Genomic DNA, 16,207 nt, shown 5'->3' with positions numbered 1-16,207 from the left:
AAAAATGATGATATTTTGATATTATAACACCTGTATATGGGAACAATTCCTTAAGTCCTTCTGAGTGTTTCCTTTAAAATCGCACTTCTCCGTGCTGTCATTTGTGATGGTTCCATTGCACCATTTGGGGCTTAAGCCCTGTTTTGTTTAATTTTATTAGAGATCACTTAACGTCTAAGGGGAAAGTTTGTCTTTATCTAAATTTATGGAAAAACAGACGTCATTCAATCCTTTAGTGATTGGCGTAACGTTATTTTTTGTTGTATTACTAGTCTCAATGATTTTAATTTTACCTGAACAAACACAAACGTTATTAAATGTTGTTAAATCAGGTATTTTTGCCAATTTTAGTTGGTTTTATGTATTAGTATTTTCAGTATTTTTGTGTTTTTTAGTCATTTTATCGGTGAGTAGCCTAGGCAATATTAAACTGGGAAATGATGAAGAGGAACCCGAATTTGGTTTTCTATCTTGGTTAGCGATGTTATTTGCTGCAGGCATGGGTGTTGGATTGATGTTTTTTGGTGTTGCAGAGCCATTGACGCATTATTTATCTGATATTACATCTGGTGCAGCAGAGCATAAGCAACAAGAAGCATTATTACATACCCTATTTCACTGGGGGATTCATGCTTGGGCCGTGTATGGAACCATAGCCTTAGCGTTAGCCTACTTTGGGTTTCGCTATAAATTGCCACTGGCATTACGCTCTTGTTTTTATCCGTTATTAAAAGAACGTATTAACGGGCGATTGGGTGATCTTATCGATATTATGGCATTGATTGCAACCTTATTCGGAATTATCACCACACTCGGCTTTGGAGCTTCTCAACTAGGAGCCGGTTTACATCAATTAGGTTGGGTTGGTGAAAATAGTTTTAGTTTGCAAATTGTCATTATTGCTGTCGTGATAAGCCTGGCTACATTTTCTGCTATTTCTGGCGTAGGAAAAGGGGTAAAAATCTTAAGTGAACTAAATTTAACATTAGCTTTCAGCTTATTAATTTTTGTGTTGGTGGCTGGTCCGACATTATACTTGCTATCGGCTTTTAGCGACAATATCGGCACTTATTTTGGCAATTTAGTACAATTAAGCTTCAAAACTTACGTTTATGAACAGGAACATACTGATTGGTTTAGTGGTTGGACAATTCTCTATTGGGCATGGTGGTGTTCTTGGGCGCCATTTGTAGGCCTATTTATTGCTAGAATTTCCAGAGGACGGACAATTCGAGAATTTATTTTCGGTGTATTAGTCGTTCCTAGTATGTTTGGCATATTGTGGTTTACTGTATTTGGAAACACCGCTATTTGGCTAAATGATGGTGAGGCGGCTGGTGCATTGGGACAAATGATTTCCTCACCAGAAACGTTACTCTTTAAGTTTTTGGATTATTTACCGCTTTCTGGTTTAACTGGTTTAGTGAGTTTAGTGGTAATTTCTTTATTCTTTATTACTTCGGCAGACTCCGGTATTTATGTGCTAAATAATATTGCATCTCGCGATAAAAGTCTTACATCACCTCGTTGGCAAGCGGTGATGTGGGGTGTATTAATGTCAGTTGTCGCCATTGTTTTAATGCAATCAGGTGGCTTAGGAAATCTACAGACAATGACGTTGTTAGTGGCATTACCTTTTGCGATGTTGATGTTGATTATGTGCTTTAGTTTATGGAAAGGCTTGAATGCGGATAAAAAATATTTTGATACTAAGGTCAACCCAACCAGTATTTTCTGGACAGGAGATAACTGGCAAGATCGTTTGGAGCAGATGATGAATCAAACTCAAGAAAAGGATACATTACGTTTCCTCAAACATACGGTTTTACCAGCTATGCGTGAGTTACGCCAAGAATTGATTAGTAAATATGAGTTGAGCGTACAAATTCACACATTATTTGAACAGGATGAGCCAGCCGTGGAATTGGTTATTCAAAAAGAATCCATGCGTGATTTTATGTATGGTGTGAAATCTGTTGGTAGAGATGTCTCTAAACAGCTAATTAATGATGATAACTTACCACATATTCAGCATAGTATGACCTATGAACCGTATACCTATTTCTTTGATGGACGAGTGGGATACGATGTGCAATATATGAATCAAGATGAATTGATTGCCGATATGTTGAAACATTATGATCGATATCTAAGTTTATTAGATAATGTTGGTCAAGAATTGATGGCTCACGAACAAACAGAGTTAGCGGAATAATAAGATTAAAGTGTGGTCAAAAATGATTTTATTTTTGGCTGCACTTTTAAAATTACCTCTTGAGACAAGTTCATAAAAAGAGTATATTCAGAGCAAATTTTCAATTTAGTTCTAATGGAGTTTTTCTATGTTTGGTTTATCCCCAGCACAAATGATTATTTTATTAATTGTGATTTTATTAGTATTTGGGACGAAAAAATTACGTAATGCGGGATCTGATCTCGGTGCAGCAGTAAAAGGCTTTAAAAAGGCGATGTCTGACGATGAACCTAAAAAAGATGCTGACTTTACTCAAATTAAAAATGGTACAGCAACAACTGAAAAAACTGAAAAAACTGAAACAGTGAAAGAGAAAGAACAGGCATAGCTGTGTTTGATATTGGTTTTTCCGAACTTATTTTATTGATGTTTATCGGCTTAGTTGTACTTGGTCCTCAGCGTTTACCTGTCGCTATTCGTACGGTAATGGGATGGGTGAAAACAATTCGAGGGCTAGCTGCTAATGTTCAAAATGAATTAAAACAAGAACTTAAATTGCAAGAGTTGCAGGATAGTATTAAGAAAGCTGAGCAGCTTAATCTCAAGCAGCTTTCTCCAGACTTAAGTAAAACCGTTGAAGAGCTAAAAGAGCAAGCTCAAAAAATGCGTGCAGAGCTAGAAGAAAAAGCGGCTGCTGCGGGCACAACGGTAGAAGAGCAAATTAAAGAAATTAAAAGTGCGGCTGAAAATTCGGCTGATTCTGCTGAAAAACTCGTGGTGAATTCACAAGAAACAACAGAAAAACAGGCTGAAACAACATCGACAGAGTATGTAGAGAATGAACTTGTTGAAGTTTCAGAACCTGAAAAAACAGAAGTAGATTTGACCGCACTTGAAGCCCATGAACAAGCTGAATTAACCGAGCGTTTATCTGATTACTATTCGCCGGATGATGTGGAGCTGCAACCAGCACCTAAATCTGAAGTTAAGTCCTAGAGAATAATTATGAGCAATACGACGGACGATTCCCAACCGTTAATTACCCATCTTGTTGAACTCAGAAATCGCTTATTACGTTGTGTAATTTGTATTTTAGTGGTTTTTGTGGCGTTGGTTTATTTTTCTAATGATATTTATCATTTTGTTGCTGCACCTTTAACGGCAGTCATGCCAAAGGGGGCAACGATGATTGCCACCAATATCCAAACGCCTTTCTTTACACCAATTAAATTAACCGCAATTGTATCGGTGTTTATTTCGGTGCCTTATTTGCTTTATCAAATTTGGGCGTTTGTTGCACCGGCGCTGTATCAACATGAAAAACGTTTAATTTATCCGCTATTATTTTCTAGTACAGTTTTATTCTATTGCGGTGTAGCATTTGCTTATTATATTGTTTTCCCTTTTGTGTTTAGTTTCTTTACCCAAACTGCTCCGGAAGGGGTGGCTATCGCTACAGATATCAGTAGTTACCTTGATTTTGCTTTAGCGTTATTCTTGGCATTTGGTGTGTGTTTTGAAGTACCGGTTGCCATTATTTTACTTTGTTGGACAGGTGCAACCACGACGAAAGCATTGGCTTCAAAACGTCCTTATATTGTTGTCGGTGCGTTTTTTGTCGGTATGATCTTAACGCCCCCAGACGTCTTCTCTCAAACTTTACTCGCTGTACCGATGTGCCTTTTATTTGAATTAGGCTTGTTAGTTGCTCGTTTCTATCAACCGAAAGATGATGAAGAAGAGACAACGGATGAAGAAAGTGCGGTAGAAAATCAGGCTGATTTAAATCACAAATATTAAGAAAATGGGCGTAGGTGATACGCCCTTTTAACATCATAAAAAACAGGAATATTATTATGACTCAACAAATTTTAGGCGGTTTCCCAACCCGTCGTCTTCGTCGTTTACGTAAACATGATTTTAGCCGTCGTTTAGTGGCAGAAAATACCTTAACAGCTAATGATTTAATTTATCCAGTATTTATTATTGAAGGCGAAAATCATCGTGAACCAGTGCCTTCGATGCCTAGAGTTGAGCGTTTAACCATTGATCAGTTATTAATTGAAGCTGGCCTTTTAGTGAAATATGGTGTACCAGTGATCGCATTATTCCCTGTGGTTGAGCAAGATAAAAAATCTTTAATGGCTGATGAGGCATTTAACCCGAATGGTTTGGTACAGCGAGCAGTGAGAGCATTAAAAGGCGCTTATCTAGAATTAGGTGTGTTAACAGATGTCGCACTCGATCCTTATACATTACACGGACAAGATGGGATCATTGATGAAGAAGGCTATGTATTGAACGATATCACAACAGATATCCTGATTAAACAGGCTGTTTCACACGCTGAAGCAGGTGCTGATATTGTGGCGCCGAGTGATATGATGGATGGACGTATTAGTCGTATTCGTCAGGCATTGGAAGAGAGTGGTTATATTAATACACAAATTATGGCGTATTCAGCGAAATATGCGTCTAATTACTATGGCCCATTTCGTGATGCAGTCGGTTCTGCGGGTAATTTGAAAGGTGGCGATAAGAAAACCTATCAACTCGATCCTGCCAACGGTAATGAAGGTCTGCAAGAAGTGGCTCTTGATTTACAAGAAGGTGCTGATATGGTGATGGTGAAACCAGGTATGCCATATTTGGATATGGTCTATCGCGTGAAAGAGTATTTCGGCGTGCCAACTTTTGCTTACCAAGTTTCTGGCGAATATGCGATGCATATGGCCGCCATTCAAAATGGTTGGTTGAAAGAAAAAGAATGCATTATGGAATCATTGCTTTGTTTTAAACGTGCGGGTGCAGATGGTATCTTGACGTACTTTGCGAAGCAGGTTGCAGAGTGGCTTTACTTAGAAGGTAAAAATAAATAGAGATTTTTTAAGTTGAAGTGTTAGCTTGGATGCTAATTTTAGATCTTATCTAATAGAAACGAGAAAATATTAAATGTTTTCTCGTTTTTTATTTTTTCTTCATTTTTCCTATAAAAAAGCTATTGCCTAGTTGATTTTTCTATTGTTATATTAATGACATGCCGCAACAAGACGGTGATAAATAAAATAACGCTATACACATCATACTCACTCACTACTAGAAGGAAAATTCTATGTCAGCAGTAGCATCATTAGACGTATTTCTTGAAAAAGTGGCTCAACGTGACGGCCAGCAACCTGAATTTTTACAAGCCGTTCGTGAAGTCTTTACGTCAATCTGGCCTTTCTTGGAGGCAAACCCTAAATACCGTTCAGAAGCTTTATTAGAGCGTTTAGTAGAACCTGAGCGAGCAATCCAATTCCGTGTGGCATGGACTGATGATAAAGGCCAAGTTCAAGTAAACCGTGCTTTCCGTGTGCAATTCAACAGTGCAATTGGTCCATACAAAGGTGGAATTCGTTTTCATCCATCCGTTAACTTATCAATTTTAAAATTCTTAGGTTTTGAACAGATCTTTAAAAATGCCTTAACCACATTACCAATGGGCGGTGCGAAAGGGGGTTCAGATTTTGATCCTAAAGGTAAATCAGATGCTGAAGTGATGCGTTTTTGCCAAGCGTTAATGGCGGAACTTTATCGTCATGTTGGGTCGGATACCGATGTGCCGGCAGGTGATATCGGTGTAGGTGGTCGAGAGGTAGGCTATCTTGCAGGCTATATGAAAAAATTATCAAACCAAGCTGCTTGTGTGTTTACGGGGCGTGGTCTTTCATTCGGTGGAAGTTTAATTCGTCCTGAAGCGACGGGTTATGGTTTAGTGTATTTTGCACAAGCAATGCTCGCAGAAAAAGGAGATTGCTTCCAAGGTAAAACTGTTTCAGTTTCTGGTTCGGGTAACGTGGCTCAATATGCCATTGAAAAAGCGATGGAACTCGGAGCAAAAGTAGTGACTTGTTCTGACTCGGCGGGTTATGTGTATTTACCAGAAGGTTTTGACCATGAAAAATTAGCGGCGTTATTAGAGCTCAAAAATGTAAAACGTGGTCGAGTGAAAGAATTTGCGGAACAGTTTGGTTTGCAATATGTCGCGGGTAAACGCCCGTGGGAAGTAAAAGCAGATATTGCGCTTCCTTGCGCAACTCAAAACGAATTAGAGATTGCAGACGCTAAAACCTTAATTGCGAATGGCGTGAAATTAGTGGCTGAAGGTGCAAACATGCCAACCACTATTGAAGCAACAGAGGCATTTTTAGAGGCGGGCGTGTTATTTGGCCCGGGTAAAGCGGCAAATGCGGGTGGCGTTGCAACGTCAGGTTTAGAAATGGCACAAAGCTCACAACGTTTGTATTGGACTGCTGAGGAGGTGGATAAACAGCTTCATCGTATCATGTTAGATATTCATGCAAACTGTAAAAAATATGGCACTGTCGCTGGTCAAGCAAACATCAACTATGTTGTCGGGGCAAATGTCGCAGGCTTTGTGAAAGTGGCTGATGCAATGTTGGCGCAAGGGGTTTATTAATCCAATAAATGAATGAAAATTTGGCCGCACTTTGTGATGAAGTGCGGTCATTTTTTATGGTGAATTTCTCAAGTTTGAAATGGGCTTGTGGCTTGCTTTTTTGCTCAAAAAGTGTAAAATCTTCAGGCTTTTTGTCTATATATACAGAGAAAAAAGTAAGCTATATTCTTAAATCACTTTCGAATTTGAGAATATTCTTTTAGTCATTAAACATTTAGAGGAAGGTTATGGTAACCATTCGTTTATCTCGTGGCGGAGCTAAAAAACGCCCATTTTATCAAATCGTAGTAACTGACAGTCGTTCACCACGTGACGGTCGTTTCATTGAGCGTGTAGGTTTCTTCAACCCAATCGCACAAGGTAACGCAGAGCGTCTTCGTGTTGATCTTGAGCGTGTAAACCACTGGGTTGCTCAAGGTGCTTCACTTTCAGACCGTGTTGCAACTTTGGTAAAAGAAGCTCAAAAAGCATAATCTCGCTTTTTGATTTAGTTCTTAAACTAAGATAGGTGAAAATATGGAACAACAACGTATTGAAGTTGTGGGCAAATTAGGCTCAACCTACGGTATTCGTGGGTGGTTACGTATTTATTCATCAACAGAACAAGCTGAAAGTATTTTTGATTATCAACCTTGGTTTTTAAAAATCAAAGGTGAATGGCAGCCTGCAGAATTAGAAAATTGGCGTCATCATAATCACGAAATCATCGTTAAATTAAAAGGCGTTGATGACCGTGAAGCCGCACAAATTTTAGCAAATGTTGAAATTGGTGTGGATTTATCTATATTCCCAGAACTGGAAGAAGGGGATTATTACTGGCACGATTTAATTGGTTGTTCAGTCGTAAACTTAGAAGGTTATACAATGGGAACGGTAACAGAGATGATGGAAACCGGTTCTAATGATGTGTTAGTGGTGAAAGCCAATACCAAAGATGCTTTTGGAAAACAAGAGCGGTTAATTCCGTTCTTGTATGAACAAGTAGTTAAAAGAGTCGATCTCACCACGAAAACAATTGAAGTGGATTGGGACGCTGGTTTCTAATCTCAAGTATGCACAAACGTAATGTAGTAGGCTTTTTATGTGGATAGGGGTGATTTCATTATTTCCCGAAATGTTTAAAGCGATTACGGAATTTGGGGTTACAGGTAGAGCTGTAAAACATAATCTTCTGCAAGTGGAATGTTGGAATCCAAGAGATTTTACATTCGACAAGCATAAAACTGTGGATGACCGTCCTTATGGTGGTGGCCCGGGAATGCTGATGATGGTGCAACCTTTACGGGATGCGATTCATGCTGCGAAAGCAGCGGCAGGAGAAGGCGCAAAGGTGATTTACCTTTCGCCACAAGGACGTAAACTCGATCAAGGTGGCGTAACCGAGCTTGCTCAAAATCAGAAATTGATTTTGGTATGTGGGCGTTACGAAGGTATTGATGAACGGTTGATTCAAACTGAAATTGATGAAGAATGGTCAATTGGTGATTACGTTCTGACCGGTGGGGAATTGCCGGCAATGACATTAATTGATGCTGTTGCGCGTTTTATTCCCGGTGTATTAGGCAAACAAGCCTCCGCAGAAGAAGATTCTTTTGCAGACGGTTTATTAGATTGCCCGCATTACACCAGACCGGAAGTGTTAGAAGGATTAACTGTGCCATCCGTGCTGATGTCGGGACATCACGAAGAAATTCGGAAATGGCGATTAAAACAATCGCTACAAAGAACGTGGCTCCGACGCCCTGAGCTCTTAGAAGGCCTAGCTCTGACTGACGAACAACGTAAACTGTTAAAAGAGGCGCAAGCCGAGCATAACAGTTAGTTTCAGTTACATCTAGGATCAATAAAGGATCAAACAATGTCTAACATTATCAAACAACTTGAACAAGAACAATTAAAACAAAACGTACCTAGCTTCCGCCCAGGTGATACTTTAGAAGTTAAAGTATGGGTAGTTGAAGGTAGCAAACGTCGTTTGCAAGCATTCGAAGGCGTGGTTATTGCAATTCGTAACCGTGGCTTGCACTCAGCATTTACTTTACGTAAAGTATCTAACGGTGTAGGTGTTGAGCGTGTATTCCAAACTCACTCACCAGTTGTAGATTCAATCACTGTTAAACGTAAAGGTGCAGTACGTAAAGCTAAACTTTACTACTTACGTGAACGTTCAGGTAAATCTGCTCGTATTAAAGAGCGTTTGGGCGAATAATTCGCAAAATAAAAAAGGCTTGGTTTTCCAAGCCTTTTTTATTTTTTAAGTGCGGTCAGAATTAAGACCGTTTCATAATTTCAAAAAACTCATCGTTGGTTTTAGCCATCATAAGTTTGTCGATGAGGAATTCCATCGCTTCCACTTCACCCATTGGGTTAAGGATTTTGCGCAGAATCCACATTTTTTGCAATTCATCCGGAGTGGTAAGTAAGTCTTCTTTACGCGTACCAGAACGGTTGAAGTCAATTGCAGGGAATACACGTTTTTCTGCAATTTTGCGAGAAAGATGTAATTCCATGTTACCGGTACCTTTAAATTCTTCGAAGATAACCTCATCCATTTTTGAACCGGTATCCACAAGTGCAGTCGCAATAATGGTTAAACTACCACCTTCTTCTACGTTACGCGCCGCACCAAAGAAACGTTTTGGACGATGTAAAGCATTTGCATCCACACCACCAGAAAGAATTTTACCGGATGCTGGTGTCACGGTGTTGTAAGCACGCGCTAAACGAGTAATAGAGTCGAGTAAAATCACCACATCTTTTTTATGCTCAACAGAACGTTTTGCTTTCTCAATAACCATTTCTGCCACTTGAACGTGACGGGTTGCTGGTTCATCAAAGGTAGAGGCAATCACTTCACCTTTTACCGAACGTTGCATTTCGGTTACTTCTTCTGGACGCTCATCAATTAAAAGCACGATAAGTTCACATTCTGGATAATTGTGCGTGATACTTTGTGCAATGTTTTGTAATAACATGGTTTTACCGGCTTTTGGCGGAGCCACGATAAGACCACGTTGCCCTTTACCAATTGGAGATGCTAAATCCAAAATACGTGCAGTTAAATCTTCGGTTGAGCCATTACCACGTTCCATTCTTAAGCGAGAATTCGCGTGTAGTGGGGTTAAGTTTTCGAAAAGGATTTTGCTACGAGAGACTTCAGGTTTATCATCGTTGACTTGGTCGACTTTTAAAAGTGCAAAATAGCGTTCACCTTCTTTTGGTGGACGGATTTTGCCTTCGATTTTATCACCAGTTTGTAGATTGAAACGACGAATTTGACTTGGGGAAACGTAGATGTCATCAGGACCAGCAAGGTAGGAACTGTCTGCGGAGCGTAAGAAACCGAAACCATCGGGTAAAATCTCTAACACGCCGCCGCCAAAAATGTCTTCACCGCTCTTGGCGTGTTGTTTCAAAATAGCAAAAACAATATCTTGTTTACGTAAACGGGCAAGATTTTCTAAACCCATTTGTTCTTCGCCAAGTTTCACAAGATCAGAAACAGGCGTGTTTTTAAGTTCTGTAAGATGCATAATTAATAATGTTGGAATTAATAAGAGTTGATAATACTGAATTGTTTGAATGGTGGGCAATGCCCTTAAGAATGCTACGTAAATTACCACTAAAATGCAGTACTGTCTAGTTTTTGTTAGAAAAAACAGGGTAAAATAGCGGACGATATAGAGATTATCATTGCATATTGATTAATTATGCGTGATAATTGAATAATTAATCATTTTTATAATCGAGATAAGGATAACTTATGGCTCTCTGGGGTGGTCGTTTTACACAAGCGGCAGACAAACGTTTTAAAGATTTTAATGATAGCCTGCGTTTTGATTATCGCTTGGCAGAGCAAGATATTAAAGGCTCCATTGGTTGGTCTAAAGCTTTAGTGAATGTTGGTGTTTTAAGTGTTGAAGAGCAACAACAGCTAGAGATTGCCTTAAATGAATTATTAATCGAAGTGCGGTCAAATCTACAAGCAATTTTACAAGATGATGCAGAAGATATTCATAGCTGGGTGGAAAGTAAACTTATCGATAAGGTGGGTAATTTAGGTAAAAAATTACACACGGGTCGTAGCCGTAATGACCAAGTTGCACTTGATATTAAAATGTGGTGTAAACAGCGTGTAGTTGAGTTGCAAGAGTCTGTTCGTAATCTTCAACGTCACTTGGTACAAACTGCTGAAAATACGCAAGATGCGGTGATGCCGGGTTATACCCATTTACAACGTGCACAACCAATCACTTTTGCCCATTGGTGTATGGCTTATGTGGAAATGTTTGAGCGTGATTATTCACGCCTTACCGATGCTTATAAACGCATGAATAGCTGCCCATTAGGCAGTGGTGCGCTTGCAGGAACAGCCTATGCAGTCGATCGTGAACAATTAGCCACCGATCTTGGTTTTGCTTTTGCGACGCGTAATAGTTTGGATAGCGTCTCTGATCGTGATCATATTGTGGAATTACTTTCAACGGCGTCTTTAAGTATGGCGCACCTTTCTCGTTTCGCAGAAGATATGATTATTTTCAATAGTGGTGAAGCGAATTTTGTGGAGTTGTCAGATCGTGTGACTTCAGGCTCGTCTTTAATGCCGCAAAAGAAAAATCCAGACGCTTGTGAATTGATTCGTGGTAAAGCGGGCCGTGTCATGGGGGCATTAACCGGTATGTTGATGACCTTAAAAGGTTTGCCATTAGCGTATAACAAAGATATGCAAGAAGACAAAGAAGGGATCTTTGATGCGCTAGATACCTGGCAAGATTGTATAGATATGGCGACTTTTGTATTAGACGAATTAAAAGTGAATACCGACCGTACACGCAAAGCTGCCTTAAAAGGTTACTCAAATGCAACAGAGCTAGCGGATTACCTTGTGGCAAAAGGTGTACCATTCCGTGATTCTCATCATATTGTTGGTGAAACGGTAGTTTATGCCATTGAAAAAGGCAAAGCCTTGGAAGACTTAACCATCCCAGAATTCCGTCAATTCAGTGATGTGGTCGGGGATGATGTCTATGACATTCTTTCTTTGCAATCTTGTTTAGATAAACGTTGTGCGAAAGGTGGGGTTTCACCACTTCGAGTAGCAGAGGCGATTGCAGAAGCAAAAGTGAGATTAACTTAATTAGCGTAAATAAAAAGTGATCTGTACTTCAAAGTAGGTATTCAGATTTTTTGGGGGGCAGATCAAAGAGCGGTCAAAAAATATTGTGTTTTTGATCGCTCTTTCGTTTTCTTAATCTCTGAAGTTATTAAATTGGAATGGTTGGCCTAATTCAGCGCCTTTTACCAATTGAATAACAGCTTGTAAATCATCACGAGATTTACCTGTTACGCGCACTTGTTCACCTTGAATTTGAGTTTGCACTTTGATTTTTGAATCTTTCACTAGTTTAGTGATTTTCTTCGCCATCTCCGTTTCAATCCCTTGTTTTAATTTGATTTCTTTGGTGTAAAGTTTGCCGTGATGTTCACTTTCTGTTGGAATATCCAACGAGCTATGCTCAATGCCACGTTTTACAAACGCACCAATCAAGATTTCAATTAATTGTTCTAATTGGAAATCAGATTCGGTGGTCACTTTCACGGTTTCGCTTTTTTCATTTAATTCAATGACGGCTTCCACGCCACGGAAATCATAACGTGTACTTAATACGCGGTTTGCATTTTCAACCGCATTACGCACTTCGTGCATAGTAATTTCAGATACGATGTCAAAAGATGGCATAAATTTTCTCCCAAAATCAATTAAATTCGATCATTTGCACTTAAAAGACATAAAAGTGCGGTTAAGTCAGCAAAGTTTACCACAATTTGCGCTTGTTGTTGCACCTTCGGCTTCGCATGAAATGCCACACCTAATCCTGCAACATTCATCATAGCCAAATCATTGGCGCCATCACCAATAGCAAGGGTGTCTTTGCGTGGAATATTGTATTCTTCAGCGAGTTTTTGCAAGGTATTCGCTTTGTATTGTGCATCGACTACGCTACCTTTTACATTGCCAGTCAGCGTGCCATCAATAATTTCAAATTGATTAGAAGCCGCAAAGTCGAGGTTTAATAAATTTTTTAAATAATCGGCGAAATAGGTAAAACCACCAGAAGCGATGGCGGTTTTCCAACCATGTTGTTGTAATGTCTTAATGGTTTCAATTAAGCCTGGCATTAAAGGCAATTTTTCACGTACTTGCCGCAAAATACTTTCTGGTGCACCTTTAAGTGTACCCACTCGACGACGCAAACTTTGTTCAAAATCAAGCTCGCCACGCATGGCGCTTTCAGTAATGGCAGAAACTAATTCACCCGTGCCAGCCAGTTTGGCAATTTCATCGATACATTCAATTTGAATGGCAGTCGAGTCCATATCCATTACCAATAAACCTTTTTCTGATAATTTTGCATCAAAATCCAGTTTGGCGATGTCTAATTGTAGGTCGTGGGCATAGACTATAAAATCGCCTAGCCATTCGCCTTTTAAAAGGACAACGGTATTTTTTTCAACGTTCCATGCATCAAAACACTGAAAAGATTGACCACACTTTTGTTGGAATTCAAGTAATTTCGTTAAATTCAGCGTTGTTCCGTATAAAATAAATGCATGTGTTTCATCGGAATGAGGTAAATCAGACGAAAGTGCGGTGGGAAATTTGAGATATTTTTGGGTAATACTTGCAAGGTTTTGAATTTGCATAGAAAATCCTGTAAATTGTGAAAACTTGTTTATTTTAGCTATCTTGGTAAAAAAATGGAAAGATAACGTGCAATTAATTAGAGAAAAACTTCAAAAATCACTGATGCTTGGGCTTATAGTTGTGTTTTGTGTAAGTGCAATGGCCGTAATATTATTTGGTGTGAAGCAATTTAAGATCGGCTCACAGCTTTCAAGTGTCAATCAGGTTGCAAATTTATCGCATATTTTGGTGCGCCAGCAAGCAAATTTGTTTTCAGTATTGTTGACTAATAATGCGAAATCAGAGCAGTTCACTGAAAATTTAGATAACTTAGCGAAAGAAAATTTTGTGTTGGATGCAACGATCTATGACTATAACGGTAAAGTGCTAGCTCAGAGCAGCAATACAGGTAATTTGCGTGAACAACTTGGCTTAGAACATAAAAATGAAAGCGAGTTTTCGACGCAACAGATCGTAGAGCCTATTTATTCCAGCTCAAATAACGGTATTCGTGGTTTTTTACGTGTAACCTTTGATGCCCAATATATGCAAACGACACAGGGTAAAATTAATCAAGTATTTCATCGTTTATATGGTGAATTGATCATTATCTTTTTGTTGGGCGCGTTATTTGCAAGCTCTATTCATTATTTTTTAAGTCATTATCGTCGAGCATACCGTAAGCCGATAGAGACAACAAATGTGGTTAAAAAAAGTAAATCGAGTAGTTTGCGTTTTCATCAACGTCGTCGAAGAATTTGATCAAGTTAAATAAAATTGCAAATATTGGTTAAGCCAATCAGTAAATAGGGTAGAATACTGAGAATTATTTAGATAGGAGAAAAACATGGCAACTCGTAGACAACTCGCCAACGCAATTCGTGCGCTATCAATGGATGCAGTACAAAAAGCAAAATCAGGCCACCCAGGTGCACCGATGGGAATGGCGGATATTGCTGAAGTATTATGGCGCGATTTCTTAAAACACAACCCAAACAATCCTAAATGGGCTGATCGCGACCGTTTTGTGCTTTCTAACGGACACGGTTCAATGTTGATTTATAGCTTATTACATTTAACAGGCTACGATCTTTCTATCGAAGATTTAAAACAATTCCGTCAATTACATTCTAAAACCCCCGGCCACCCAGAATATGGCTATGCACCAGGTGTTGAAACCACAACTGGTCCGTTAGGACAAGGTATCACTAATGCGGTGGGTATGGCGATTGCTGAGAAAACCTTAGCGGGGCAATTTAACCGTGAAGGCCATGAAATCGTAGACCACCACACTTATGTGTTCTTAGGTGATGGTTGTTTAATGGAGGGGATTTCTCATGAAGCTTGCTCTTTAGCGGGAACATTAGGCCTTGGTAAATTAATCGCATTCTACGATGACAATAACATTTCGATTGATGGTCATGTTGATGGTTGGTTCAGCGATGATACTGCAGCTCGTTTTGAAGCTTATGGCTGGCAAGTAATTCGTAATGTAGATGGTCACGATGCAGAACAAATTCGTGCTGCAACCATTCTTGCTCAAGCAGAGAAAGAAAAACCAACGTTAATTATTTGTAAAACCATCATCGGATTTGGTTCACCAAATAAATCAGGTTCTCATGATTCCCACGGCGCACCATTAGGTGATGAAGAAATCGCATTAACGCGTAAAGCGCTAGGCTGGGAATATGCTCCATTTGAAATTCCGGCTGAATACTATGCAGAATGGTCTGCGAAAGAAAAAGGCGCGATAGCAGAAAAATCTTGGGAAGAAAAATTTGCTGCTTATGCAAAAGCATATCCAGAACTTGCCGCAGAATTTACACGTCGTGTAAACGGTGAATTACCAGCAAACTGGGCAGCTGAATCCAAAGCGTTCATTGAAAAATTACAAGCAAATCCAGCGAGTATTGCAAGCCGTAAAGCATCACAAAATGCAATCGAAGCATATGCTCATGTGTTACCTGAATTCTTAGGTGGTTCTGCAGACTTAGCAAGCTCTAACTTAACGTTATGGAGCGGCTCTAAACCAATTCGTGCTCATGAAAACGTAGGCGGTAACTACCTTAACTATGGTGTGCGTGAGTTCGGTATGTCAGCGATCATGAATGGTATTGCTTTACATGGTGGTTTCATTCCTTACGGTGCAACCTTCTTAATGTTCTACGAATATGCACACAATGCGGTGCGTATGGCAGCATTAATGAAGCAACGCGCTTTATTCGTTTATACTCATGACTCTATCGGCTTAGGTGAAGATGGTCCAACTCACCAACCAGTTGAGCAAACCACCTCATTACGCTTAATTCCAAATCTTGAAACATGGCGTCCATGTGATCAAGTGGAATCAGCTATCGCATGGCAACAAGCGGTTGAACGTCAAGATGGTCCAAGTGCGTTGATCTTTACCCGTCAAAACTTAGCCCAAATGGACCGCACTTCTGCACAATTAGATGCGGTTAAACGTGGTGCCTATGTGTTAAAAGACTGTGATGGCACACCTGAGTTAATCTTCATTGCAACAGGTTCTGAAGTAGAATTAGCGATGAAAGCAGCAGATGTATTGAGTGCTGAAGGTAAAAAAGTACGTGTAGTTTCTATGCCAAGTACTAACCGTTTCGATAAACAAGATGCAGAGTATCGTGAAAGTGTGTTACCTGCAGCCGTAACCAAACGTGTTGCAATCGAAGCAGGTATTGCAGACTTCTGGTATAAATACGTCGGCTTTGAAGGTCGCGTGGTAGGTATGAATAGCTTCGGTGAATCAGCTCCAGCAGATCAATTATTCAAACTCTTTGGTTTCACCGTGGATAACGTGGTAGCAAAAGCAAAAGAGATTTTATAATTATTAAAATTGAAGGCAGAT

16 protein-coding genes are annotated in these 16,207 nt (G+C 39.6%); 13 read left to right on the top strand and 3 right to left on the bottom strand.

Going from position 1 to position 16,207, the window contains the following annotated elements; translation table 11 throughout:
* Positions 1–187 precede the first annotated feature (187 nt).
* From EL215_RS00880 to rplS, 10 genes are all read left to right on the top strand, one after another.
* Complete coding sequence (locus tag EL215_RS00880) at positions 188–2,215, top strand: BCCT family transporter (RefSeq protein WP_164757044.1); 2,028 nt, start codon at positions 188–190, stop codon at positions 2,213–2,215.
* 127 nt (positions 2,216–2,342) lie between these two features.
* Positions 2,343–2,582 (top strand): twin-arginine translocase TatA/TatE family subunit, encoded by a 240-nt coding sequence (gene tatA, locus EL215_RS00875; protein WP_126469582.1) that lies wholly within the window; start codon positions 2,343–2,345, stop codon positions 2,580–2,582.
* Positions 2,583–2,584: 2 nt separating this feature from the next.
* Positions 2,585–3,190 carry a Sec-independent protein translocase protein TatB gene (gene tatB, locus EL215_RS00870; RefSeq protein WP_126469580.1) on the top strand — a complete coding sequence of 202 codons (606 nt, stop codon included), beginning with the start codon at positions 2,585–2,587 and terminating at the stop codon, positions 3,188–3,190.
* Positions 3,191–3,199: 9 nt separating this feature from the next.
* Positions 3,200–3,994, top strand: a complete 795-nt coding sequence (gene tatC, locus EL215_RS00865) for a twin-arginine translocase subunit TatC (protein ID WP_049358029.1) — start codon at positions 3,200–3,202, stop codon at positions 3,992–3,994.
* A 56-nt stretch (positions 3,995–4,050) separates the two neighbouring features.
* Positions 4,051–5,073: a porphobilinogen synthase gene (gene hemB, locus EL215_RS00860; protein WP_126469578.1), complete on the top strand. Its 1,023-nt coding sequence runs from the start codon at positions 4,051–4,053 to the stop codon at positions 5,071–5,073.
* A 233-nt stretch (positions 5,074–5,306) separates the two neighbouring features.
* On the top strand, positions 5,307–6,656 hold the full coding sequence (gene gdhA / locus EL215_RS00855) for an NADP-specific glutamate dehydrogenase (protein ID WP_126469576.1): 1,350 nt from the start codon (positions 5,307–5,309) through the stop codon (positions 6,654–6,656).
* 227 nt (positions 6,657–6,883) lie between these two features.
* Positions 6,884–7,129 (top strand): 30S ribosomal protein S16, encoded by a 246-nt coding sequence (gene rpsP / locus EL215_RS00850; protein WP_049374354.1) that lies wholly within the window; start codon positions 6,884–6,886, stop codon positions 7,127–7,129.
* Between the two features lie 43 nt (positions 7,130–7,172).
* Entirely contained in the window at positions 7,173–7,700 is a 528-nt protein-coding gene (gene rimM, locus EL215_RS00845) for a ribosome maturation factor RimM (RefSeq protein ID WP_126469574.1), read from the top strand.
* Between the two features lie 37 nt (positions 7,701–7,737).
* Positions 7,738–8,478 (top strand): tRNA (guanosine(37)-N1)-methyltransferase TrmD, encoded by a 741-nt coding sequence (gene trmD, locus EL215_RS00840; RefSeq protein WP_126469572.1) that lies wholly within the window; start codon positions 7,738–7,740, stop codon positions 8,476–8,478.
* A gap of 36 nt (positions 8,479–8,514) precedes the next feature.
* Positions 8,515–8,865, top strand: a complete 351-nt coding sequence (gene rplS, locus EL215_RS00835; protein WP_049358025.1) for a 50S ribosomal protein L19 — start codon at positions 8,515–8,517, stop codon at positions 8,863–8,865.
* A gap of 61 nt (positions 8,866–8,926) precedes the next feature.
* On the opposite strand, the gene rho is transcribed toward rplS, so the two are convergent.
* Positions 8,927–10,189 carry a transcription termination factor Rho gene (gene rho, locus EL215_RS00830; protein ID WP_126471967.1) on the bottom strand — a complete coding sequence of 421 codons (1,263 nt, stop codon included), beginning with the start codon at positions 10,187–10,189 and terminating at the stop codon, positions 8,927–8,929.
* A 230-nt stretch (positions 10,190–10,419) separates the two neighbouring features.
* Here rho and argH point away from each other — a divergent pair, with 230 nt between their 5' ends.
* Entirely contained in the window at positions 10,420–11,793 is a 1,374-nt protein-coding gene (gene argH, locus EL215_RS00825) for an argininosuccinate lyase (protein ID WP_126469569.1), read from the top strand.
* Positions 11,794–11,904: 111 nt separating this feature from the next.
* On the opposite strand, the gene EL215_RS00820 is transcribed toward argH, so the two are convergent.
* Together EL215_RS00820 and serB are read right to left on the bottom strand one after the other, a co-directional pair.
* Positions 11,905–12,396 (bottom strand): YajQ family cyclic di-GMP-binding protein, encoded by a 492-nt coding sequence (locus EL215_RS00820; RefSeq protein ID WP_005695407.1) that lies wholly within the window; start codon positions 12,394–12,396, stop codon positions 11,905–11,907.
* A 20-nt stretch (positions 12,397–12,416) separates the two neighbouring features.
* Entirely contained in the window at positions 12,417–13,361 is a 945-nt protein-coding gene (serB, locus tag EL215_RS00815) for a phosphoserine phosphatase (protein WP_126469567.1), read from the bottom strand.
* A 67-nt stretch (positions 13,362–13,428) separates the two neighbouring features.
* On the opposite strand from serB, the gene EL215_RS00810 reads away from it, so the two are divergent.
* Together EL215_RS00810 and tkt are read left to right on the top strand one after the other, a co-directional pair.
* Positions 13,429–14,103: a YtjB family periplasmic protein gene (locus EL215_RS00810; RefSeq protein WP_126469565.1), complete on the top strand. Its 675-nt coding sequence runs from the start codon at positions 13,429–13,431 to the stop codon at positions 14,101–14,103.
* Positions 14,104–14,188: 85 nt separating this feature from the next.
* Positions 14,189–16,186, top strand: a complete 1,998-nt coding sequence (tkt, locus tag EL215_RS00805) for a transketolase (protein ID WP_126469563.1) — start codon at positions 14,189–14,191, stop codon at positions 16,184–16,186.
* The last annotated feature ends 21 nt before the right edge of the window (positions 16,187–16,207 follow it).

The sequence above is a fragment of the Haemophilus parainfluenzae genome (genome assembly GCF_900638025.1).
In the GTDB taxonomy this organism is placed as follows: Bacteria; Pseudomonadota; Gammaproteobacteria; order Enterobacterales; family Pasteurellaceae; genus Haemophilus_D; species Haemophilus_D parainfluenzae_J.
The sequence above is the reverse complement of the archived record's forward strand: the minus strand, read 5'-3'. Positions and strand labels throughout refer to the sequence as shown.